This is a genomic window from Pseudomonas sp. W2Jun17, from assembly GCF_023127795.1.
Taxonomy (GTDB): domain Bacteria; phylum Pseudomonadota; class Gammaproteobacteria; order Pseudomonadales; family Pseudomonadaceae; genus Aquipseudomonas; species Aquipseudomonas synxantha_A.
Genome location: NZ_SPKO01000014.1, coordinates 219,825 through 245,447 on the forward strand (window position 1 = coordinate 219,825; position 25,623 = coordinate 245,447).

The following is a 25,623-nucleotide window of genomic DNA, read 5'->3' on the forward strand; positions in this document are numbered from 1 at the left end:
GTTTTTCAAGGGCGCCGCGCCTAGCGGCAAAACTGAATACGGACATTCTCTTAAACCGTGACTTATCAGGCAGGTTACCCCATGCAGTTCAGCGACTTACTGGCAGCGATCTCCACCCATGCGATCCGTCTGCAAACTGAAGAAGGCGACCTGATCGTCCTGGGCGATGACGAGGCGTTGGATGACGCGCTCTGGGATCAATTGATCGCGCATAAACCCCAGTTGCTGGCCCTGGTCGCCGAGCATGGCGGTGACTGGCTGAGCCCGGCTTATCGCATCACCCCGGACATGCTGGCGCTGGTCAACCTCGACCAGCCGGCCATCGACCGTATCGTCGCGTCCATCCCAGGCGGCGCGGCGAATGTGCAAGATATTTACCCCCTGGCGCCGCTCCAGGAAGGCATGCTTTACCACCATCTTTCTGCCGCGCAGGGCGACCCCTACGTGCTGCACGCGCAGTTTGTGTTCGACAGCCGCGCACGCCTGCAAACCTTTGCCGAGGCGCTGCAATGGGTGATTGACCGCCACGATATCCTGCGCACCTCCATGGTGTGGGAGCGCCTCGACGAGCCGCTGCAAGTGGTGTGGCGCAAGGCGCATCTGGCGTGTGAAGAAGCGCATTTTGATGGCGGCGACCGTCTCGCTCAATTGCTCGCGCGCTACGACGCCCGTGCCTATCGCATGGACCTTGGCCAGGCGCCGCTGCTGCGTCTGGTGTTCGCCGAGGACCCGCCCAACCAGCGCGTGGTGGCGATGCTGTTGTTCCACCACACCATTCTCGATCACACCGCCCTGGATGTGGTGCGCCATGAAATCCAGCTGTACCTGGCCGGTGAGCACGCGCAAGCGGGCACGCCGGTAGCGTTTCGCAGCTACATCGCCCAAGTGCGCCAGGGTGTGAGCGAACAGGCCCATGAGGCGTTCTTTCGCGACATGCTCGCCGATATCGATGAACCGACGCTGCCGTTCGGCCTGCAAGATGTGCAGGGCGATGGTCAGGGCATTGATGAAACGCGCATTCCCGTCGATAGCGCCCTTGGTCGTCGCCTGCGCAGTGTGGCGCGGCCGTTGGGGGTGAGCGTGGCGAGCCTGATGCACCTGGCGTTGGCGCGGGTGTTGGGCGTGGTTTCCGGTCGCGAGGCGGTGGTGTTCGGCACCGTGATGCTCGGGCGCATGGGCGCAGGCGAGGGCGGTGAACGGGCCTTGGGCATGTTCATCAACACCTTGCCGTTGCGGGTTGATGTTGGCGCGCAAAGCGTGCGCACTGCGGTGCAAGTCACCCACGAGCGTCTTACGCGCCTGCTCGATCACGAACATGCGTCCCTGGCACTGGCCCAGCGCTGCAGCGGGGTGGCAGCACCCACACCGTTGTTCAGCGCGATCCTCAACTATCGCCATAGTGCGGCCACCGACATGGCCGCCGTGATCGAGGTTGCCGACGGCATTCGTGTACTGGGCGCCGAGGAGCGCACCAACTACCCGCTGACGGTCAACGTCGACGACCTGGGGCAAGACTTCGCGCTGACGGTGATGGTGGATGCGGCCATTGGTGCACAGCGGGTTGCCGGCTATCTGCACACCGCGCTGCAAAGCCTGGCCGACGCCCTTGAGCAGCGACCGGACAAGCCGCTCTGCGGCCTGAACATCCTGCCCGACGCTGAACGCCACGCCCTGCTGCATACCTTGAACCACAGCCCCACGCACTACGCCGATACCGCGTTGATCCACCAGCAAGTCGAAACCCACGCCGCCGCCCAGCCTGAAGCCATTGCCGTGCGCTTTGAGCAGCAGCGCCTCACCTATCGTCAACTCAACGAACGCGCCAACCAGGTCGCCCATGCACTGCTGGCCCAGGGCGTGGAGCCTGACAGCCGCGTGGCGATCTGCGTGGAGCGCGGCCCGCAGATGATCATCGGCCTGCTCGGTATCCTCAAGGCCGGTGCCGGCTACGTGCCGATAGACCCGGCTTACCCGCAGGAACGCATTTCCTACACCCTGGCCGACAGTCAACCGGTGGTTGTGCTGGTACAGGCCGGCACTCGTCACCGGGTAGGCGAACTGGCGCAGCTTGACCTCGACAGCCTGGGCCAGTTGCCCATCACCGATCCACGGCTGCACCTGAGCCCGGCCAATCTGGCCTATGTAATTTACACCTCTGGTTCCACCGGCCAACCCAAGGGGGTAATGATCGAGCATCGTCAGGTGGCGCGCCTGTTCAGTGCCACTCAACACTGGTTCGGGTTCAACCCGCACGATGTATGGGCACTGTTCCACTCCTTCGCATTCGATTTTTCTGTGTGGGAAATCTGGGGCGCGCTGATGCACGGCGGCCAGTTGCTGATCGTGCCGCAACTGGTCAGCCGCTCGCCGGATGAGTGCTATACGCTGCTCTGCGAAGCCGAAGTGAGCATCCTCAACCAGACGCCGAGCGCGTTCCGCCAATTGATCGCGGCCCAGGGTCACAGCACCCAGGCGCATTCGTTGCGGCAGGTGATCTTTGGCGGTGAGGCCCTTGAACCGGCCATGCTCAAGCCATGGTATGCGCGGGCGGTGAATGCCGGTACGCAGCTGGTAAACATGTACGGTATTACCGAAACCACCGTGCACGTGACCTATCGTGCGCTGGAGGCGGCGGATGCCCAACTGGCGGGCGTCAGCCCGATTGGCGTACGCATCCCCGACTTGCAGCTGTATGTGTTGGATGAACAACACGAGCCGTTGCCATACGGTGTGGTGGGCGAGCTGTACGTGGGCGGCGCCGGGGTGGCGCGCGGTTACCTGAACCGCGAGGCACTCAACGCCGAACGCTTCCTCGCGGACCCGGCCACCGGCCTGCGCATGTACAAGACCGGTGACCTCGGCCGCCTGCTGGCCGACGGCAGTGTCGAGTACCTGGGGCGTAACGATGACCAGGTCAAGATTCGCGGTTTCCGTATCGAGCTGGGCGAAATCCAGGCACACCTGGCAACCGCCCACGGCGTGCGCGATGCGGTGGTGATCGCCCGTGAGGATGAGCCGGGTGACAAACGCCTGGTGGCCTATGTGATTACCGAGGGTGAGCCCAGCGTTGCCGCCTTGCGCGATCACTTGCTACAGAGCCTTGCCGAACATATGGTGCCCAGCGCCTTCGTGCGCCTGGAGGCGTTCCCCCTGACCACCAACGGCAAGCTCGACCGCAAAGCCTTGCCCGCACCCGATGCCGAGGCGTTGGCCCGGCGCAGTTATGCCGCGCCCCAAGGTGCGGTGGAAAACGCCATTGCGATGATCTGGCAGGACCTGCTCAAGCTCGACCGGGTGGGGCGTGATGACAACTTCTTCGAGTTGGGCGGGCATTCGCTGCTGGCGGTCAAGCTGATCGAACGCATGCGTCAGGTAGAGCTGAGTGCCGATGTACGCGTGCTGTTCGGCCAGCCGACCCTGGCAGCCCTCGCAGCGGCGGTGGGCGGGCACCATGAGGTGCAGGTCCCGGCCAATCTGATTCAGGAACACAGTGAGCACATCACGCCGGACATGCTGCCCTTGGTCGAGCTGGACCAGGCCGCCATCGATCACATCCTCCAGGCCGTGCCCGGTGGCGTGGCCAACGTGCAGGATATCTACGCTCTCGCGCCTTTGCAGGCCGGTATTCTCTACCACCACCTGGCAACCAGCGAGGGCGACCCCTACGTGTTGCAGGTGCAGTTGCGCTTTAACGACCAGGGCGCGGTGGATGGCTTTATTCAGGCGCTGCACAGTGTCATCGAACGCAACGATATCCTGCGCACTGCGATTCTCTGGGAGGGCCTGGAGGAGCCGGTGCAAGTGGTGTTGCGCCAGGCGCCGCTGGCCGTTGAGCGCTTGGACACCCAGGGCACCGATGCCCTGGCGCAGTTGCAACAGCGTTTCGACCCTCGCCACTACCGCCTGGATCTGTCTCGCGCTTCGCTGATGCGCCTGGCCTACGCTGAAGAGGCGGACGGCTTGGTCGGCATCCTGCTGCTGCACCATATCCTGCTCGATCACACGGCGCTGCAAGTGCTGGTCGAAGAAATGAGCGCCAGCCTGCACGGCAACCGCGCGCAACTGCCTGATGCGGTGCAGTACCGCAACTACGTGGCCCAGGCGCGGCTGGGCCTGAGCCAGGCGCAGCACGAAGCCTTCTTCAGCCAGATGCTCGGCGATATCGACGAGCCCACCCTGGCCTTCGGCTTGCAGGATGTGAACGGCGACGGCAGCGGCATCCATGAGGCCCATCTGCCGCTGGAACCGGCCCTCAGCCTGGCCCTGCGCGAACAGGCGCGGCAACTGGGCGTCAGCACGGCGAGCCTGGTGCATCTGGCATGGGCCCAGGTGCTGGGCCAGGTGTCGGGCCGGCAGGACGTGGTGTTCGGGACGGTCTTGCTGGGGCGTATGCAGGGCGGCGAGGGCGCCGACCGCGCGCTGGGGATGTTCATCAATACCTTGCCGCTGCGGGTCAGCCTCGGCAGCGTCGGCGTGCAAGCCGGCGTACGCGCCACCCATGCGCGCCTGGCGCAGTTGCTCGCGCATGAACACGCCGCGCTGTCCCTGGCCCAGCGCTGCAGCGGCGTGCCGGGTTCGTTGCCGTTGTTCAGCACCTTGCTCAACTACCGGCACAGCGCACCCGATGAAGCGCCGGGGGACAACCCCTTTGCCGCGTTCGGTATCCAGATCCTCAGCTCCGAAGAGCGCAGCAACTACCCGCTGGTACTCAACGTCGATGACCTGGGCACGGGGTTTGCCCTGACGGTGCAGGGTGTCGCCCATCTGGATGTGCAACGTGTGGGTGAGTACATGCTCACCGCGTTGCGCCATGTGGTGAGCGCGCTGCAACACGCGCCCACCACCGCCATGCACAAGGTGTCGATTGTGCCGCCCGCCGAGCGGCGCTTATTGCTTGAAGACTTCAATGCCAGCGCCCGGGAATACCCGTCGCAGCTCACCGTAGCTCAACTGTTCGAAGCCCAGGCACTGGCCCTGCCTGAAGCCGTGGCGGTGGTGCATGGCCCGCTGTCGCTGAGCTACCGTGACCTCAATCGCCGCGCCAATCGCCTGGCCCATCATTTGATTGGCCGTGGCGTGCGGCCAGGTGAAGCGGTGGCCCTGGCGCTGCCGCGCTCCATCGACCTGGTCGTCAGCCAGTTGGCGGTGCTCAAGTGTGCGGCGGTGTACGTACCGCTGGATGTCAACGCGCCGCTCGAACGTCGAACCTTCATGGTGCAGGACAGCGGCGCCCGCCAGGTGCTGGACAACCTTGCCGAACTGGACCTGGCCGACCTGCCGGCGGACAACCCGGGGCTGGCCCGGTCTGCGCAGGACGTGGCGTACATCATGTACACCTCCGGCTCCACGGGCACGCCCAAGGGCGTGCTGGTGCCCCATCGCGGCATCACGCGTCTGGTCATCAATAACGGCTATGCCGACTTCAACGCCAGCGACCGCGTGGCCTTCGCCTCCAACCCGGCGTTCGATGCGAGCACCATGGATGTGTGGGGCGCATTGCTCAACGGCGGGCAAGTGCAGGTGATCGACCATGCCACCTTGCTCAACCCGTTGGCGTTCGGCGCCGAGCTTAAGGGCGCGACGGTGTTGTTCGTGACCACCGCACTGTTCAACCAGTACGTGCAATTGATCCCCGAGGCGTTGGCTGGTTTGCGCATCCTGCTGTGCGGCGGTGAGCGTGCTGACCCGGCGGCATTTCGCAGCCTGTTGGCGCGTGCACCGGCGCTGCGCCTGGTGCATTGCTACGGGCCGACCGAAACCACCACCTACGCCACCACCCATGAAGTGCGCGAGGTCGGTACGGATACCGACAGCGTGCCGGTGGGGCGGCCCATTTCCAATACACAGATCTATGTGCTCGATGCACAGATGCAACCGGTGCCGCTGGGCATCACCGGTGAAATCTGCATCGGCGGCGATGGCGTCGCCCTGGGCTATTTGAATCGCCCCGAGCTGACGGCTGAAAAGTTTGTGCAGGATCCCTTCAACCCGGGCGCCTTGCTGTACCGCACCGGCGACCTCGGGCGCTGGACGCAAGACGGCTTGCTCGAATGCCTGGGTCGCAACGACGACCAGGTGAAAATCCGTGGCTTTCGTATCGAGCTGGGTGAGATCGAGGCGCGCCTGGCCAGTTGCCCGGGCATCCAGGACGTCGCCGTGTTGGCCAGGGAAGATATGCCAGGTGAAAAGCGCCTGGTCGCCTACTTCACCTGGGCCGGGGCAGACCTGGGCATTGAGCTGGTCCACGCCTACCTGCAAGGGCAGTTGCCGGACTATATGCTGCCGTCGGCCTACATGCCGCTGGCCAGTCTGCCCCTGACCAACAATGGCAAGCTCGACCGCAAAGCCTTGCCGGCACCGGACCCGTCGGCCTTGCTCAGTCGTGGCTACGAAGCCCCGCAAGGCGAGGTGGAAACCGTGCTGGCGCAGATCTGGCAGGACGTGCTCAAGCTCGAACGCGTCGGGCGTCACGATCATTTCTTCGAGTTGGGCGGGCATTCGCTGCTGGCGGTGAGCCTGATCGAACGTATGCGCCAAGTGGGCCTCAGTGCCGATGTGCGCGTGCTGTTCAACCAGCCGAGCCTGGCGGCGTTGGCGGCGGCGGTGGGCAGTGGTCGCGAAATCGTGGTGCCGGCCAATGGCATCCCGGCCGGTTGCACACAGATCACACCGTCCATGCTGAGCCTGGTGCAGCTCACTCCGGATGCCATCGAGCGTATCGTCGCCAGCGTGCCGGGTGGCGCGGAGAATGTGCAGGACATCTACCCGCTGGCGCCGTTGCAGGAAGGCATTCTCTACCACCACCTCAGCGCCGAACAGGGCGACCCGTACCTGCTGCAATCGCGCATGGCGTTCGACAATCTCGACCGCTTGCACGGGTTCATGGCGGCGCTGCAACAGGTGGTTGCCCGCCACGATATCCTGCGCACGGGCGTAGTCTGGGAGGGCCTGGACAGCCCGGTGCAAGTGGTGTGGCGCAAGGCGCAACTGGGGGTGCAGGAGGTTCATCTGGACCCGGCCGACGGCGGCATCATCGAACAACTGCACGCTCGCTTCGATGCCCGGCACTATCGGCTGGACATCACCCAGGCGCCGTTGCTGCGCATGGTCTATGCCCAGGACCCGACGCACAACCGTGTTGCGGCGATCCTGCTGTTTCACCACCTGGCGCTGGACCACACAGCCATGGAGGTGGTCGGCCAGGAAATGCGCGCCTTCATGTTCAACCAGGCCCAGGACTTGCCCGCTGCCGCGCCATTTCGCAACTATGTGGCCCAGGCGCGCCTGGGTGTCAGTGTGGCCGAGCATGAGCAGTTCTTTCGCGACATGCTCGCCGATGTGGATGAACCAACCTTGCCGTTTGGTTTGCAGGATGTGCAGGGCGATGGCCGTGCCATCGAGGAGGCCGGGCTGCCATTGGACGCCGCGCTGGCGCAGCGGGTCCGCCAGCAGGCGCGACAGTTGGGTGTGAGCGCCGCGAGCCTGATGCACCTGGCCTGGGCCCAGGTCGTGGGGCTGGTGTCGGGCCGCGATGACGTGGTGTTCGGCACGGTGCTGATGGGCCGTATGCAAGCCGGTGAAGGTGCAGACCGCGCGCTGGGGATGTTTATCAACACCTTGCCGCTGCGGGTCGATGTTGCCGCCGGGGCGTCAGCGGCGGTCAAGGCCACCCATGCACGCCTGAGCGCTGTGCTCGGGCATGAACATGCCTCGCTGGCCCTGGCTCAGCGTTGCAGCGGTGTGCCGACCAGCACGCCATTGTTCAGTGCCTTGCTCAATTACCGTCACAGCAACCCCGCCGAGATGGCCCGCGACGGCCACGGCATCTGGGAGGGCGTGCAGCTGCTGGGCGGTGAGGAGCGCAGTAATTACCCATTGACCCTGAGCGTGGATGACCTGGGCGACGGCTTCGGGCTGAGCGTGCTGGCGGTGCCACAGATCGGTGCGCAACGCCTGTGCGACTACATGCACAACGCTGTGGCGCAGTTGCTCACAGCCTTGGAGTGCACGCCGGACACGGCACTCAATCGCCTGCCGATCCTGCCTGCGGCGGAGTGTGAAACCCTGCTGCGCGAATTCAATGCCACGGCCCAGGATTTCCCCCGTGGCCACACCGTGCACGGCGCATTTGAGGTACAGGCTGAGCGCCAACCCCACGCCATTGCCGTGCAGCAGGGCGGCGAGGCGCTGACCTATCAGCAGCTCAATCAGCGTGCCAACCAACTGGCCCATCACCTGTTGGCCCTCGGCGTGCAACCGGATGACCGCGTGGCGCTGTGCTGCCGTCGTGGCCCGCAGATGCTGGTGGGGCTATTGGGCATTCTCAAGGCCGGCGCCGGCTATGTGCCGATTGACCCGGCGTATCCCGCCGAACGCATCGCTTATTTGTTGCAGGACAGCGCCCCGGTGGCAGTACTCGCTGAGGCCAGTACCCGTGACCTGCTGGGCACGATCACGCTGGTCGACTTGCATGACCCCGCCTGGCAGCACCTGCCCGTCAACAATCCACAGCTGCCCGCACTGACGCCCGCGCACCTGGCCTACGTCATTTACACCTCAGGCTCTACCGGCCAGCCCAAAGGCGTGATGGTGGAACACCACAACGTGGAAAACCTCGTGCATTGGCACTCTGAAGCCTTTGGCCTGGCTGCTGCGAGTCACACCAGCAGTGTGGCCGGGTTTGGTTTTGACGCGATGGCCTGGGAAGTCTGGCCGGCCTTGTGCGTCGGTGCGACCCTGCACCTGCCGCCCGCCGAAGTGGGCAATGAAAACATCGATGAATTGCTGGCCTGGTGGCGGGCGCAGCCGCTGGACGTGAGCTTTTTGCCCACGCCGGTAGCCGAGTACGCGTTCAGCCAACATCTGCAACACCCCACCTTGCGCATCCTGCTGATTGGCGGCGATCGCCTGCGCCAGTTCACCCAGGAACGGCGCTTTGCCGTGATCAACAACTATGGCCCCACCGAGGCCACGGTGGTTGCCACCTCCGGTCGCGTGCGGGCCGGGCAGGCGTTGCATATTGGTCGACCCATCGCCAATGCCGGCAGCTATGTGCTGGATGCGCAGTTGCGCCCGGTGCCGGTCGGTGTGGCCGGTGAGCTGTATGTAGGCGGCAGCGGTGTGGCACGGGGTTACTTGAATCGCCCGGACTTGACTGCCGAACGCTTCCTGCAAAACCCGTTCAGCCCGGGGCGCATGTACCGCACCGGCGACCTGGTGCGCTGGTTGCCCGACGGCAATCTGGAGTACCTGGGCCGCAACGATGACCAGGTCAAACTGCGTGGTGTGCGGGTTGAGCTGGGCGAAATCGAAAGCCGCCTGGCCGCCCTGGACGGCATTCGCGAAGCGGTGGTGCTGGTGCGCGAAGGCCGGCTGCTGGCCTGGTTCACCGAGCAACGCGCACTCTCCATCGAGACCTTGCGCGCGCAATTGCAGGCGCAGCTTCCCGATGCGCTGGTGCCGGTCGCCTACATGCGCCTCGATGTGTTGCCCCTGACCGCCAACGGCAAGCTGGACCGCAAGGCACTGCCCGACCCCGATCAGGCCGCCGTGCTCAGCCGCGAGTACCAGGCCCCCCAGGGCGAGGTCGAAACCACCCTGGCGGGTATCTGGGCCGAGGTACTGCAAGTGGAACAGGTGGGCCGTCATGACCATTTCTTCGAACTGGGCGGCCATTCATTGCTGGCCGTCAGCCTGATCGAGCGTATGCGCCAGGTTGGCCTCAGCGCCGATGTGCGCGTGCTGTTCAGTCAGCCAACCCTGGCCGCGCTGGCCGCTGCTGTTGGCAGTGGTCGCGAGGTGCAAGTGCCGGCCAACCGGATCAGTGCCGAGTGCCAACGTATCACCCCCGACATGCTGGCGCTGGTGACCCTCGACCAGTGTGCGATTGATCAGGTAGTCGCCCAGGTGCCAGGCGGCGCTGCCAACGTGCAGGACATCTACCCGCTGGCGCCGCTGCAGGAAGGCATTTTCTACCACTACCTCACGGCCGCGCAGGGCGACCCGTACCTGCTGCAATCGCACCTGGCGTTTGACAGTGTCGAGCGTCTGCAAGCCTTCGCGCAGGCGCTGCAACAGGTGATCGACCGCCATGACATTCTGCGCACCGGGGTGGTGTGGGAGGGGCTGGCGCAACCGTTGCAAGTGGTGTGGCGCAAGGCGGCGTTGAGCGTTCAGGAGCTGCATTTGCACGGCGACGTGCTTGCCGGCCTGCATGAGCGTTTAGACCCGCGCCACTACCGCGTCCCGATGTCCAAGGCACCGCTGGTGCGTCTGGTATTCAGCCATGATCCAAGTCGGCAGCGGGTGGTCGCGATTCTGCTTTTCCATCACATCGCTCTTGATCACACTGCGCTTGAGCGAGTGCGGCAAGAGATGCAAGCCAGTTTGCTGGGGCAGGAACAGGATGCTGATGAACCTATTCCTTACCGCAACTACGTGGCGCAGGCTCGTTTGGGGCTCAGCGAGCAGGAACACGAAGCGTTCTTCGCCAACATGCTGCGTGACGTCAATGAGCCAACCCTGCCGTTCGGTCTCCAGGATGTGCAGGGAGACGGCAGCGCTATTGAAGAGCACCAGCAGTTTCTGGAGCCGTCCTTGAGCCTGCGTCTGAGGGCTCAGGCACGACTATCAGGTGTGAGTGCCGCCAGTCTGTTTCACCTGGCGTGGGCTCAGGTGTTGGCCTGCACCGCCAACCAGCCCAGTGTGGTGTTCGGTACGGTCCTGATGGGGCGTATGCAGGGCGGAAAAGGTAGTGACCGTGCGTTAGGTATGTTCATCAATACGTTGCCTCTGCGTGTGGAGATTGATGATATCGGCGTGCGTGCGGCGCTTGTGCAAACCCATGAACGCCTGACGGCACTGCTCGGTCACGAACACGCGTCACTGGCCTTGGCGCAGCGTTGCAGTGGTGTCGCCGCACCGCTGCCATTGTTCAGCGCGATGCTCAATTATCGCCACAGTGACAGTCAGCAGGCATCCGCATCACAAGCGTGGCAAGGCATCCAGACCCTTAGCAGCGAGGAGCGTACCAACTACCCGTTGACCCTGAACGTGGACGATCAGCGCGATGGTTTCCGCTTGACTGTCATGACCGCGGCGCACATCGGCGCAGAGCGTGTCTGCGGTTATATGCAAACGGCGTTGCATGGGTTGGTCGAAGCGTTGGAGCAATCGCCCCATCTGGCGGTCAACCGTGTATCTGTAGTGGGTAAGCAGGAGCGCGAGCAACTGTTGAATGGCTTCAATGCGACAGTAGTCGATTACAACCTTGACCAGACACTGCATTCAATGTTCGAGGCCCAAGTTGCGAGCACACCGGATTGCGTGGCGGTGAAATCGGGCGAGCAACAACTGACCTACCAACAGCTCAACGAGCACGCCAACCGCCTGGCCCATCACCTGCGTGAAAGGGGCGTGCAGCCGGACTCACGGGTAGGCATTTGCCTGGAGCGTGGCCTGGACATGGTGATCGGCCTGTTCGCCATCCTCAAGGCCGGTGGCGGTTATGTGCCGCTGGACCCGGCCTACCCGCAAGAACGCATCGCCTACATGCTGCAAGACAGCGCGCCGGTGGTGGTGCTGGCGCAAGCCTCCACTCGTGCCTTGCTGGGCGACGTGGCCGTGATCGACGTCGGCCACAGCACTTGGCACCAGCAGCCTTGCGTCAACCCGCAGGTCGCGGACCTCACTGCCCGGCACACGGCCTACGTGATCTACACCTCCGGTTCCACTGGCCAGCCCAAGGGCGTGATCAATGAACACGCCGGGGTGGTCAACCGTCTGTTGTGGATGCAGGACGCCTATGGCCTCAAGGCCCATGACGCGGTCTTGCAGAAAACCCCGTTCAGCTTCGACGTGTCGGTGTGGGAGTTCTTCTGGCCGCTGTTTACCGGCGCACGCCTGGTGATGGCGCGCCCGGGTGGGCACAAGGACCCTGTGTACCTGTGCGAAGTAATCGAGGCAGAAAACATCACCACCCTGCACTTTGTGCCGTCGATGCTTGACGTGTTCCTGGCCCATGGTGATGTGAGCCAGGCGGCCGGGTTGGTGCGCGTGATGTGCAGCGGCGAGGCGCTGCCGGGCAGCCTGGTGCGTCGGTTCAAGCAGCAGTTGCCAGGCATTGGTTTGTACAACCTGTATGGCCCCACGGAAGCGGCGGTGGACGTGACGGCCTGGAACTGTGCCCGCCCGGACGTGCCGGACAACACCCCCATCGGCAAGCCGATTGCCAACACGCGCATGTACGTGCTGGACGGGCAGTTGCAGCCGGTGCCTCTGGGGGTGGTCGGTGAGCTGTTCATCGCTGGCGTGCAAGTGGCGCGGGGTTATCTGAACCGTGCGCAGCTGACCGCCGAGCGCTTCCTCGATGACCCGTTTGCGCCTGGCCGGATGTACCGCACCGGTGACCTGGGCCGCTACTTGCCGGACGGCAATATCGAATACCTGGGGCGCAACGATGACCAGGTGAAAATCCGTGGCCTGCGCATCGAGCTGGGGGAAATCCAGGCGCGGCTGATCGAGCATCCGGCGGTCAACGACGCGGTGGTGGTGGTTCGTGATGAGCGCCTGGTCGCCTATTACACTGGCCTGCCAAGCGACATCGACGGCCTGCGCGCCCAGCTGTTGCAGCACCTGCCGGACTTTATGGTGCCCGTGCTGTTCGTGCACCTGCCCGTCATGCCCCTGAGCCCCAACGGCAAGCTCGACCGCAAAGCGTTACCCGCACCGGGTATGGACGCACTGACGGTGCGTGAGTACGAAGCACCCGAAGGCGATACCGAAATCCTGCTGGCCCAGTTGTGGTCCGAGCTGCTCAAGGTGGATCGGGTAGGCCGGCACGACAATTTCTTTGAACTGGGCGGGCACTCGCTGCTCGCTGTGAGCTTGATCGGACGCCTGCGCCAGGAAGGCATGGAAGCCGATGTGCGAGCGTTGTTCGAACAACCGACCCTGGCCGGCTACGCCGCAATGACCGAACGAATGGAGATCGTCCTGTGAACATCCTCGAGCTGCTGGCAACCCTGAAAACCAAGGACGTGCAACTGGCGCTCAAGGGCGAACAGTTGTCGGTGAACGGCAACCGGCAAGCCTTGAGCGACCCGGCAATATTGGCCGCCTTGCGCGAGCACAAACCGGCGCTGATCGAGCTGATCAAGGCCGGTGAGTACTCGGCTGCCAAGGTTGGTGAAGTGGCCGTACCGGCCAATGGCATTCCCGCCAACGCCGAGCGCATCACCCCCGACATGCTGACCCTCTCGACCCTGAGCCAGGACGAGATCGAGCGCATCATCGCCACCGTGCAGGGCGGTGTGGCGAATATCCAGGACATCTATCCGTTGGCGCCATTGCAGGAAGGCATTCTGTTTCACCATGCCAGCGCCGAGCAGGGCGACCCCTACGTGATGCAGTCGCAGTTCGCGTTTGACAGCCTGGAGCGCTTCGAGGCGTTTGCCCAGGCGCTGCAAAGCGTGATGGACCGCCACGACATTTTACGCACCGGGGTGGTCTGGGATGGCCTGGCGCAACCTTCGCAAGTGGTGTGGCGTCAGGCGCGCCTGCCGGTGCAAGCTTTGATGCTCGACCCGGCCGACGGCGATATCGCCGCACAGCTGCATGACCTATTCAATGCCCGTCATTATCGCCTCGATGTGACCCAGGCACCGTTGTTGCGCCTGGTACATGCTGAAGACCGGACCCACCAGCGCATCGTCGCTACCTTGCTGTTCCACCATATGGCGATGGACCACAGCGCTCTGGAAGTGGTACGCCACGAGATGCAGGCGTTTTTGCACGGTCACGCCGCTCAGTTGGGCCTTGCCGTGCCGTTTCGCGACTATGTCGCCCAAGCGCGCCTGGGTGTTACCGAGCAAGAACATAAAGCATTTTTCCAGCAGATGCTCGGTGATGTGGTTGAACCGACCTTGCCCTTTGGTTTACAGGATGTACAGGGCGACGGCAGGGGGATCGCTGAACTCGACTGGCCTTTAGCGAACTCCCTCAGCCAACGCTTGCGCGCACAGGCTCGTGTGCTGGGCGTGAGCGTTGCCAGTCTGTTCCACTTGGGGTGGGCCCAAGTGCTGGGCAGGGTGGCAGGCAAGTCCCAGGTGGTGTTCGGTACGGTATTGATGGGACGTATGCACGGCGGGCATGCGACGGATCGCGCCCTGGGTATCTTCATCAATACGCTACCGTTTCGCGTCGACATTGGCAGTGAGGATCTGCGCAGCGCTGTCAAGGCCACTCACATGCGCTTGACTAGCCTGCTGCGGCATGAATATGCGCCATTGGCTCTGGCTCAGCATTGCAGTGGCGTCATTGCGCCGTTGCCGCTATTCAGTGCGTTACTCAACTATCGTCACAGTGGCACCGGTACTCGCAGCGAGGCGATTGCGGCCTGGCAAGGTATCGAAACGCTGCGTTCCGAGGAGCGTACTAACTATCCGCTCACACTCAGTGTGGACGATCTGGGCGACGATTTTATCCTGCGTTTGCTGGCCAGCACCCAGGTCGACCCCCACCGCGTCTGCGCCTACTTGCACACCGCGCTGGAAAACCTGGTTACCGCGCTGGAGCAGGCGCCGCACACTGCGCTTGACCAACTTTCGGTAGTGCCCGCCGCCGAACAGCGCCTGCTGTTGCAACAGTTCAACGCCACCCAGGCCGTGTTCCCGCAAGGCACCACCTTGCACGGGCGTATCGAAGCCCAGGCTGCGCTCACGCCGGACGCCATCGCCGCCGTGCACGAAGGGCGGCAACTGACCTACGCCGAACTCAACCAGCAAGCCAACCTGCTGGCCCATCATCTGCTGGCGCTGGGGGTTCGGCCCGATGATCGCGTGGCCATTGTGGCGCGGCGCGGGCTCGACACCTTGGCCGGGCTGCTGGCGATCCTCAAGGCGGGTGCCGGTTATGTGCCGGTAGACCCGTCCCACCCGGCCGAGCGTTTGAGCTACTTGCTCAGCGACAGCGCCCCGGTGGCGGTGCTCACCCAACACGCGTTGCTGGCTCGTTTGCCCGAGCTTGAGGTGCCGGTGATCAACCTCGATCGCTTCACCTGGCAGCATCACTCGGCGAGCAACCCCAAGGTCGCCGTCGGCCCGACGAACCTCGCGTATGTGATCTACACCTCGGGTTCTACCGGCTTGCCCAAAGGTGTGATGGTGGAGCACCACACCGTCGCCAACCTGGTGGACTGGCATTGCAGCGCTTTTGACCTGCGCGCCGGGCGGCATACTGCCAGTGTTGCCGGTTTCGGCTTTGATGCGATGGCCTGGGAGGTCTGGCCGGCGCTGTGTGTGGGCGCCACCCTGCACCTGCCACCCGCCCATGACGGTACCGAAGATATCGACGCGCTGCTGGCCTGGTGGTGCGCACAGCCTTTGGACGTAAGCTTCCTGCCCACGCCGGTGGCCGAGTACGCGTTCAGCCAGACTATCGAGCACCCGACCTTGCGCACCCTGCTGGTCGGCGGCGATCGCCTGCGCCAGTTCGGCCGGGCGCAGCGCTTTGAATTAATCAACAACTATGGCCCCACCGAAGCCACGGTGGTCGCCACGTCGGGCAAGGTCGAGGCGGGCCAGCCGTTGCATATCGGCAAGCCCATCGCCAATGTCACCGTCTACGTGCTCGATGAACATCAACGCCCGGTGCCACTGGGGGTGGCGGGGGAGTTGTACGTAGGCGGCAAGGGCGTGGCGCGAGGTTACCTGAACCGCCCGGAACTGACCGCCGAGCGCTTCCTGCGCGACCCATTCAACCCCGGGCGCATGTACCGCACCGGCGACCTGGTGCGCTGGTTGCCCGATGGCACGCTCGACTACCTGGGGCGCAACGATGACCAGGTCAAAATCCGTGGCGTGCGCATTGAGCTGGGAGAAATCGAAACCCGGCTCAACCAATTGCCTGGCATCCTGGAAGCGGTGGTGCTGGTGCGTGAAGAGCGGCTGGTGGCCTACTTCACCGAAAACCCGCAACTTGACGCGCTGACGGTAGGCGAAATCCGCGCTCACCTGGTGGCGCAGTTGCCGGACTACATGGTCCCGGTCGCCTTTATGAAGCTCGACGCGCTGCCGCTGACCACCAATGGCAAGCTCGACCGCAAGGCGCTACCGGCACCGGACATGGCTGCAGTGTTTACCCGCGAATACGCAGCACCCCAGGGCGAGATCGAAACCGTGCTGGCGCAGATCTGGGCCGAGGTGTTGCAAGTGGAACGGGTCGGGCGGCGTGACCATTTCTTTGAGTTGGGCGGGCACTCGCTGCTGGCGATGCGCATGGTCTCCCAGGTCCGCCAGCGGCTGGGGGTCGAGTTGGCGCTGGGCGACCTGTTCGCCAACGCCGAACTGGCAGCGGTCGCCGAACTGCTGGCCCAGGCCGGGCGCAGCACCTTGCCGGATATCCTGCCGGCCAATCGTGATGAAGAGATGCCGCTGTCGTTTGCCCAGCAGCGCCTGTGGTTCCTGGCGTTGATGGAGGGCGCCAACACCGCCTACAACATTCCTATCGGCCTGCGTTTGCGCGGGCAGTTGCATGTGCAGGCACTGCAACGGGCGCTGGCGCGGATCGTGGCGCGGCATGAAACCCTGCGCAGCCGCTTTGCCCAACACGGCGACCAGGCCCAGGTGCTGATCGTGCCGGCCGAGGAGGTGTTACCGCTGCAGGTGCAAGACTTGCGTCGCCACGCGCAACCGCAACAGGCGCTGGACGCGCTGATCCACGGCGAAGCCTCGGCGCCCTTCGACCTGGAGCGTGGCCCGTTGCTGCGCGGCCGCCTGGTGGTGATGGCCGACGATCACCATGTGCTGCTGCTGACCCTGCACCATATCGTCTCCGATGGCTGGTCCATGGGCGTGCTGACCCGTGAACTGATGGCGCTGTACCAAGCCTTCAGCCACGGCCAATCCGACCCACTGCCACTCTTGCCGATCCAGTACGCCGACTTTGCCGTGTGGCAACGCCTGTGGCTGAGCGGTGAAGTGTTGCACCGCCAAAGCACCTATTGGCAGCAGACCCTGGCCGGCGCGCCGGCGTTGCTGACCCTGCCCACCGACCGCCCGCGCCCGGCGCAGCAGGACTACGCCGGCAGCAGCGTCGAAGTGCGCCTGGATGAACGCCTTACTGCCGGGCTCAAGGCCTTGAGCCAGCGCCATGGCACCACCCTCTATATGACCTTGATGAGCGCCTGGGCTTCGTTGCTGGCGCGCTTGTCCGGACAGCCGGAGCTGGTGATCGACACGCCGGTGGCCAACCGCACGCGCACCGAGGTGGAAGGGCTGATCGGTTTGTTCGTCAACACCCTGGCGCTGCGCATCGACACCTCGGGCGAGTTGAGCACCGAGGCCCTGCTGGCTCGGGTCAAGGCGCTGACACTGGCGGCCCAAGCCCATCAGGATTTGCCGTTCGAACAGGTGGTGGAAATCACCCGGCCGCCGCGCAGCCTGGCCCATAGCCCGCTGTTTCAGACCCTGCTGAGCTGGCAGGACAGCAGCGCGCCGACCCTGGCGTTGGGCGACCTGGCCCTGGAAGGCATTGTCGAAAACAGCCATTTCGCCAAGTTCGACCTGTCGCTGAACCTGGGGGAAGTGCAGGGCAGTATTCTCGGCGCGCTGGAATATGCCGTGGCGCTGTTCGATGAATCGACGATACGGCGTTACCTCGGCTACTTCACCCGCTTGTTGCAGGCCATGGTCGCTAACGACCAGGCGGTGCTTGCGCATGTGCCGCTGGTGGATGAGCGTGAGCGCAAGCAGTTGCTGGTGGATTTCAACGCTACCACTGTGGACTACCAGCTCGACCAGACCCTGCACGGGATGTTCGAAGCGCAGGTACTGCGCACGCCGCAGGCCGTGGCGGTAAAGGCCGGCGAGCAGCAACTGACCTACGCCGAACTGAACGCTCGCGCCAACCAACTGGCCCACCACCTGCAAGCCCTCGGCGTGCAGCCGCAGGCGCGGGTGGCGATCTGCGTGGAGCGTGGCCTGGACATGGTCATTGGCCTGTACGCGATCCTCAAGGCCGGCGCCGCCTATGTGCCGCTGGACCCGGCGTACCCGCCGGAGCGTATCGCCTACATGCTGCACGACAGCGCGCCAGCGGTGGTACTGGCCCAGGGCAGCACCCTTGGGCTGCTGGGCGAGGTGCCGGTGGTCGATCTGGACCAGCCCACCTGGCAGCACCAGCCCATCACCAACCCAGCGGTGGCCGGGGTGGCCGCCTATGTGATCTACACCTCCGGCTCCACCGGCCAGCCCAAAGGTGTGATCAACGAACACCCCGGGGTGGTCAACCGCCTGCTGTGGATGCAGGACGAATACCGGCTCACGGGAGGCGATACGGTGTTGCAGAAAACCCCGTTCAGTTTCGATGTGTCGGTGTGGGAATTCTTCTGGCCGCTGTCCACCGGAGCACGCCTGGTGATGGCGCGCCCGGATGGGCATAAAGACCCTGAGTACCTGTGCCAGGTGATCGCAGCCGAAGGGGTCACGACCTTGCACTTCGTGCCGTCGATGCTTGATGTCTTCCTCGCCCACGGTGACGTCAGCCAGGCGGGCGGGCTGGTGCGGGTGATGTGCAGCGGCGAAGCCTTGCCGGGCAGCTTGGTACGCCGCTTCAAGCAACAGTTGCCGGGCAGCCAGCTGCATAATCTCTATGGGCCCACCGAAGCGGCGGTGGATGTCACTGCCTGGCACTGCGCAGGCTTTGACGTGCCCGACAACACCCCCATCGGCAAGCCAATCGCCAACACGCGCATGTACGTGCTGGACGGGCAGTTGCAGCCTGTGCCGTTGGGCGTGGTGGGCGAATTGTTTATCGCGGGGGTGCAAGTCGCACGGGGTTACCTCAACCGTGCCGAACTGACCGCCGAGCGTTTCCTCGATGACCCGTTTGCCCCTGGGCGCATGTACCGCACCGGCGACGTCGGGCGCTACTTGCCGGATGGCAACATCGAGTACCTGGGGCGCAATGATGACCAGGTCAAGATCCGTGGCCTGCGCATTGAGCTGGGCGAAATCCAGGCACGCCTGACCGAGCATCCGGCGGTGCAGGAAGCCGCCGTGATTGCCCGCGAGCAGCGCCTGATCGCTTACTACACCGGCGTGCCGAGTGAAATTGAAAGCCTGCGCGCCCATTTGCTGCTGCACCTGCCGGAGTTCATGGTGCCGGCCAGCTTCGTGCACCTGGAGGCGCTGCCGCTGAGCCCCAATGGCAAACTCGACCGCAAGGCATTGCCGGCACCGGGCGTGGAGGCGTTGGTGGTGCGCGAGTACGAGGCGCCGCTGGGCGACACGGAAATCACCTTGGCCGCGCTGTGGGCCGAGTTGCTCAATGTGGAACGCGTGGGCCGGCACGACAACTTCTTCGAACTGGGCGGCCACTCGTTGCTGGCGGTCAGCCTGGTCGGGCGTATGCGCGGCCTGGGCTTGTCGGCGGACGTGAAAGTGCTGTTTGGTCAACCGACCTTGGCTGCCCTGGCGGCAGCTTTGGGCGGCGGGCGTGAAGTGGCGGTGCCGGCCAATGGCATTGCGGCCGATTGCGCGCGCATCACGCCAGACATGCTGGCGCTGGTCAGCCTGGATCAAGCGGCCATCGAGCGCATCGTCGCCAGCATCCCCGGCGGTGCGGCGAATGTGCAGGATATCTACCCGCTGGCGCCGTTGCAGGCCGGCATCCTGTATCAGCATCGCGCTGCGCAAGGTGATGACGCCTATGTGTTACAGGCGCAGTTTGCCTTTGACAGTCGCGCACGCCTGGATGCCTTCGCCAGCGCATTGCAGGCGGTGATCCAGCGTCATGACATCCTGCGCTCATCCTTGCATTGGGAGGGCCTGGAAGAACCTGTGCAGGTGGTGTGGCGCCACGCCCGGCTAAGTGTTGAGAGCGGTCCGCTGCCGTCACGCCTGGACCTTGGCCAGGCGCCGCTGATGCGGTTGGTGTACGCCGAGCAATCGCAACGGGTGGTCGCGACGTTGCTGTTTCATCACCTGGTGATGGACCACGTTGCCCTGGATATCCTGCAGCACGAGATGCAGGCGTTTCTGCTGGGCACTCAGGACGCGCTGGCCGCGCCCGTGCCGTATCGCAACTACGTGGCCCAGACCCGTTTGGGCGCTGAGGATCACGAGACGTTTTTCCGCGAGATGCTCGGTGAGATCGACGAACCCACCGAGGTGCCCAATCTGGGGGACGAGGAAAACGTGCGCGTGGGTCTCGACCTGTCGTTGAGCCGACGCCTGCGCAGCCAGGCCCGCCAGGCGGGGGTCAGTGCGGCCAGCGTGATGCATTTGGCCTGGGCCCACGTCCTGGGCAAGGTGTGCGCCCGCGAGCAGGTGGTGTTCGGTACGGTGATGCTCGGCCGCCTGCAAGGCGGCGAAGGCGCCGAGCGGGCCATGGGCGTATTTATCAATACCTTGCCGCTACGGGTCGACCTGGGGGAGCACTCAGTGCTGACGGCACTGCGTACCACCCATGGGCGCCTGACTCAGTTGCTCAGTCATGAACATGCGCCCCTGGCGTTGGCCCAGCGTTGCAGTGCTGTGCCGGTGGCGACGCCGTTGTTCAGCGTATTGTTCAACTATCGTCACAGCGCACCCCAGGCCGGTGGCGTGGCCGAGGCGTGGCAGGGGATCGAGTTGTTCAAGGCCGAGGAGCACACGCACTACGGCGTGGCGGTCAGTGTGGATGACCTCGGTGAAGGGTTCAGCCTGACCGTCATGGGGCAGGGCGCTCGGCGCTTGTGCGACTACCTGGAAATCGCGCTGGCGCAGGTCGTGCAGGCTCTGGAAGGTCATCGCGATATCGCCATCAACCGCTTGCCGATCCTGCCTCAAAGCGAACGCCAACAGGTGCTTGAGCACTTCAACGCCACCGCCCGTACATTCGCGCGTGAGCACACGGTGCAGCGCCTGTTCGAAGCCCAGGCCATGGCGCGTCCCGACGCGGTGGCGCTGGTGCACAACGAGCGGCGGGTGAGCTACGGCGAACTCAATACCCGCGCCAACCGCTTGGCCCATCACTTGCTCGGCCTGGGTGTGCGCCCTGGCGATCACCTGGCGATCCTGCTGCCGCGTTCGCTGGAGTTACTGGTCAGCCAATTGGCCATCCTTAAATGCGCCGCCGCGTATGTGCCGTTGGACGTGAATGCACCGGCTGAACGCCAGGGGTTCATGCTGCAAGACTGTGGCGCGGCCTGGTTGCTGACCCGCAGCGATTGCGTCATAGAGAGCGGGGTGCGTCGCCTGGACCTGGACACGCTTGGCCTCGCCCCGCAACCGAGCCACAACCCGGACCTGTCGCAACCCTCGGACAGCGTGGCGTACATCATGTACACCTCCGGCTCCACCGGGCAGCCCAAGGGCGTGTTGGTGCCCCATCGCGGCATTACGCGCCTGGTGCTCAACAACGGCTATGCCGATTTCAATGCCGCCGACCGCGTGGCCTTTGCGTCGAACCCAGCGTTCGATGCAAGCACCATGGACGTGTGGGGGCCACTGCTCAATGGCGGCCAGGTGCAGGTGATTGACCACGCCACCTTGCTCGATCCGAGCGCTTTCGCCCAGGCGTTGCAGGGCGTGACGGTGCTGTTTGTCACCACCGCGCTGTTCAACCAATACGTGCAGTTGATTCCCCAGGCCCTGGCTGGCTTGCGCATCCTTTTATGCGGGGGGGAGCGGGCCGATCCGGCGGCGTTCCGCACGCTGTTGGCGCAGGCACCCGCGTTGCGCCTGGTGCATTGCTATGGTCCGACCGAAACCACCACTTACGCCACCACCTGCGAAGTGCACACGATTGCCGATGATGCCGACAGCGTGCCGGTGGGGCGGCCGATCTCCAACACCCAAGTGTATGTGCTCGATGCGCAGCAGCAGCCAGTACCGCTGGGTATCATCGGTGAAATCTGCATTGGCGGCGATGGCGTCGCCTTGGGCTATTTGAATCGCCCCGAGCTGACGGCTGAAAAGTTTGTGCAGGACCCGTTCAACCCAGGTGCCTTGCTTTACCGCACGGGCGATCTCGGGCGCTGGACGGCCGACGGCCTGCTGGAGTGCATCGGGCGTAATGACGACCAGGTGAAGATCCGAGGTTTTCGTGTTGAGCTGGGTGAAATCCAGGCGCGACTGGCGACGTTCGCAGGCATCCAGGATGCCGTGGTGCTGGCCCGTGAAGAGGTTCCGGGGGACAAACGCCTGGTGGCCTATTTCACCTGGGCGGGCGAACCCGTTGCTGTCGAGTCGGTGCGGGCTTACCTGCACGCGCACTTGCCCGAGTACATGGTGCCGTCCGCCTACGTCGCGCTGGAGCAATTGCCGTTGACCGCCAACGGCAAGATCGACCGTAACGCCTTGCCGGTGCCTGCCTGGGACGCCTCGACCAGCCGCACGTTCGAAACGCCGGCCGACGCCCTGGAGCAGACGTTGGCGCAACGCTGGGCCGAGGTGTTGAAACTCGAACAGGTGGGGCGGCATGACAGCTTCTTTGAACTGGGCGGGCATTCGCTGTTGGCGATTCGCCTGGTCAACCTGCTGGACGAGGCCGGTTTGCCGGTGTCGTTGGCCGAGCTGTTCCAACATGCCAGCGTGGCCGGCGTCGCGGCGATGCTGCGTCAGCGCGGGGATGATGTACTGCCCGACACCCGCGTGATTACCGTGCGCAGCAGCGGGGCGCAGGCACCGCTGTTTCTGGTGCATGAGTTCAGCGGCATGGACGTGTATTTCCCGGCGCTGGGCCAGCACCTGCCGGGTGATTATCCGATCTACGGCCTGCCGGGGCTGGCGCTGGGCGAGGCCCACCTGAACAGCATGGAAGGCCTGGCGGCGCGCATGGTCGGGCTGATCCGCGAGATTCAGCCCCACGGTCCCTATCGGGTAGCGGGCTGGTCTTTTGGTGGGGTGCTGGCCTACGAAATCGCCATGCAACTGCTGGGGCTGGATGAAAGCGTGGCCTTCCTCGGTTTGATCGACAGCTATGTGCCGCGCCTGACTGACCAGGGCAAAGCACGCTGGAGCGGGCCGGATGCATTCAAGCGGCACCTGTTGCTGCAATGCACGGCTTATTGGAAAGCGCAGGGAGGTGTAAATGAGCTGGCAAGCCTTGAACAGCTGGAGGCGCGGATTGGACAGCTGGACTTTGCGAATCTGCTGCAACGCTGTCGCGATCAAGGTTTGCTATACGCGCAAATGGCGGCGGCGTCGGACGCGGACCTGTTGAGTTTTCTTCAGCGCGAAGTCGGGCACGGGCACGCCCTGGCCCACTACAGCCTGTTCCCGCTGCCGATTCCGGTGCACTTGTTCAGCGCCGAGCAGCGCCCCACCGAACTGTCGCAACGCAGTATGGCGTTGGGCTGGGACACGGCTTTGGCGCCCGGGCAACTGCGCCAGGTGCAAGTGCCTGGGGATCACCAGAGCATGATGCAGGCGCCGCATATCCAGGGCCTGGGCCGGGCGATGACCGAGGCGCTGGCGACGAGTACGCCGGTGAGTTGCGCGGCCCATCAGCCGTTGTTGCGCATCCAGACTGGGCGCGCCGGCTATGCCCCGGTGTTCTGCGTGCCGGGAGCAGGTGACAGCGTGACCGGTTTCGTGGGTTTGAGCGACGCGCTGGGACGTGATTGGCCGCTGTATGGCCTGCAGCCCCGTGGGTTGGATGGCGAGGCGGTGCCCCATAGCCAGGTGGAAGCGGCGGCGCGGTGTTATCTCACGGCGTTGGAGCAGGAGTGCCCGGACGGGCCGGTGCATCTGGTCGGGCATTCGTTTGGCGGCTGGGTCGCGCTGGAAATGGCCCTGCGCTTGCAGGCGATGGGGCGCGAGGTGGGCTCTTTGACAGTGATCGACAGTGAGGCGCCGGGGCGTGATGGCAAGCCCTATACCTCGACGGCGGCGCTGTTGCGGTTGATCGAGGCGATGCAGTTGGCGGCCGGGAAGTCGCTGGGGATTGATCCGGTGGACTTCGCCGGGCGCGATGAGGTGGCGCAGCGACAGTGGCTGCATATGGGGATGATCGGCGTTGGCTTACTGCCGGCGCGTGCTGCCGTGGATGCAATGGATGGGCCTGCGCGTACTTATGCGGCGGCGTTGCGCACGGTTTATCGGCCGCAGGCGCGGTATGACGGGGTGGTGCGCCTGGTGCTGGCGCAGGATCCGGCCTTGGATGCGGCGGGGAACCAGCGTGAGCAGGGGTTGATGGTTGAGGGGTGGAAGGGGCAGGGGACTGGGTTGGAGGTTTGGTATGGCGGGGGTAATCACTTCACCTTGCTCAAGGTGCCGAATGTTTCGGGTTTGGCCAAGTGGTGGGTGGAAGGGGTTGGGGTTGGGGAGGTGGTGTCTTGAAGGCTGCACATCGATCCAAATGTGGGAGGGAGCAAGCCCCCTCCCACATTTTTAAGCTGTGCAAGTCAATGAAACCTCACTCTGCTTTTGCAACCCGATGCCGCGTCTACCCGGCCAACGGATCTGTACTCAATCAAGAAGCCAACCATGCAAACGTCTAAATTCCGCAAAATCGGCCTCCTGGCAGCATTGGCCGTCGCCATCGGCCTGATCATCTACACCGTAAAGGCCCCCGCCGACGCCCCCCAATACCTCACCGCCACCACCGAACGCGGCGATATCGAAAACGCAGTATTGGCCACCGGCCTGCTCGAAGGCATCAAGCAGGTCGACGTCGGCGCCCAAGTCTCCGGCCAGCTCAAATCGCTGAAAGTCAAAGTCGGCGACAAGGTAAAAAAGGGCCAGTGGCTCGCCGAAATCGACCCGCTGATCCTGCAGAACACCCTGCGCAAAGCCCAGGTCGACGAAGAAAACCTCCAGGCCCAACGCCGCGCAACCGCCGCGCAGCTCAAGCAGGCCAAGTCTGTCTATGAGCGCTACAAGGGCCTGCAGGCCGACGAATCGGTGTCACGCCAGGATTTCGAAGACGCCGAATCAAGCTTCCAGGTGCAGCAGGCCAACCTGCTGTCCCTGGACGCACAGATCAAAAGCGCACACATCCAGATCGACACCGCCAAGGTCAACCTGGCCTACACCCGCATCAACGCGCCCATCGACGGCGACGTAGTGGGCATCGTCACCCAGGAAGGCCAGACCGTGATCGCCAGCCAGCTCGCACCGGTACTGCTCAAGCTGGCGGACCTGGATACCATGACCGTCAAGGCCCAAGTCTCGGAAGCGGATGTGATTCATATCAGCCCCGGCCAGCAGGTGTACTTCACCATCCTCGGCGAGGCGGACAAACGCTATTACGCCAAACTGCGCGGCACTGAACCAGCCCCGCAGAACTTCCTCGAAACCCAGACCGCCGGCACCCCCAAGCAGAACACCGCGGTGTTTTATAACGCGCTGTTCGACGTGCCCAACCCTGACCACCGCCTGCGCATCGCCATGACCGCACAGGTGCGCATTGTGCTCGACACCGCCGAGGCCGCGTTGATGGTGCCGGTGGCGGCGCTGGGAGCACGCAATGCCGACGGCAGTTACCCGGTGCGGGTGCTGGATGCCAAGGGCAAAGCGGTAGAGCGCAACGTCAGGACCGGCATCAATAACAACGTCAAAGTGCAGATTCTGGATGGCCTGGCCGAGGGCGACAAGGTGGTGATCGGCGACGCCACACCCGCCGTGGCAGGGAGCTGAT

At 64.2% G+C, this 25,623-nt stretch carries 3 protein-coding genes; all 3 read left to right on the plus strand.

The genetic code is table 11. The features are described 5' to 3' along the window. Positions 1-81 precede the first annotated feature (81 nt). The 3 genes from E4O98_RS11305 (at position 82) to macA (ending at position 25,622) form a co-directional block, all read left to right on the plus strand. Positions 82-12,999: a non-ribosomal peptide synthetase gene (locus tag E4O98_RS11305; protein WP_248135002.1), complete on the plus strand. Its 12,918-nt coding sequence runs from the start codon at positions 82-84 to the stop codon at positions 12,997-12,999. Beyond that, the gene (locus E4O98_RS11310) at positions 12,996-24,323 is read left to right on the plus strand and encodes a non-ribosomal peptide synthetase (protein ID WP_248135004.1); all 11,328 of its coding nucleotides are present in this window, start codon (positions 12,996-12,998) and stop codon (positions 24,321-24,323) included. Before E4O98_RS11305 ends, E4O98_RS11310 begins: the two co-directional genes overlap by 4 nt. Positions 24,324-24,470: 147 nt before the next feature. Continuing rightward, positions 24,471-25,622, plus strand: a complete 1,152-nt coding sequence (gene macA / locus E4O98_RS11315) for a macrolide transporter subunit MacA (RefSeq protein WP_005788987.1) — start codon at positions 24,471-24,473, stop codon at positions 25,620-25,622. Position 25,623: the final 1 nt, after the last annotated feature.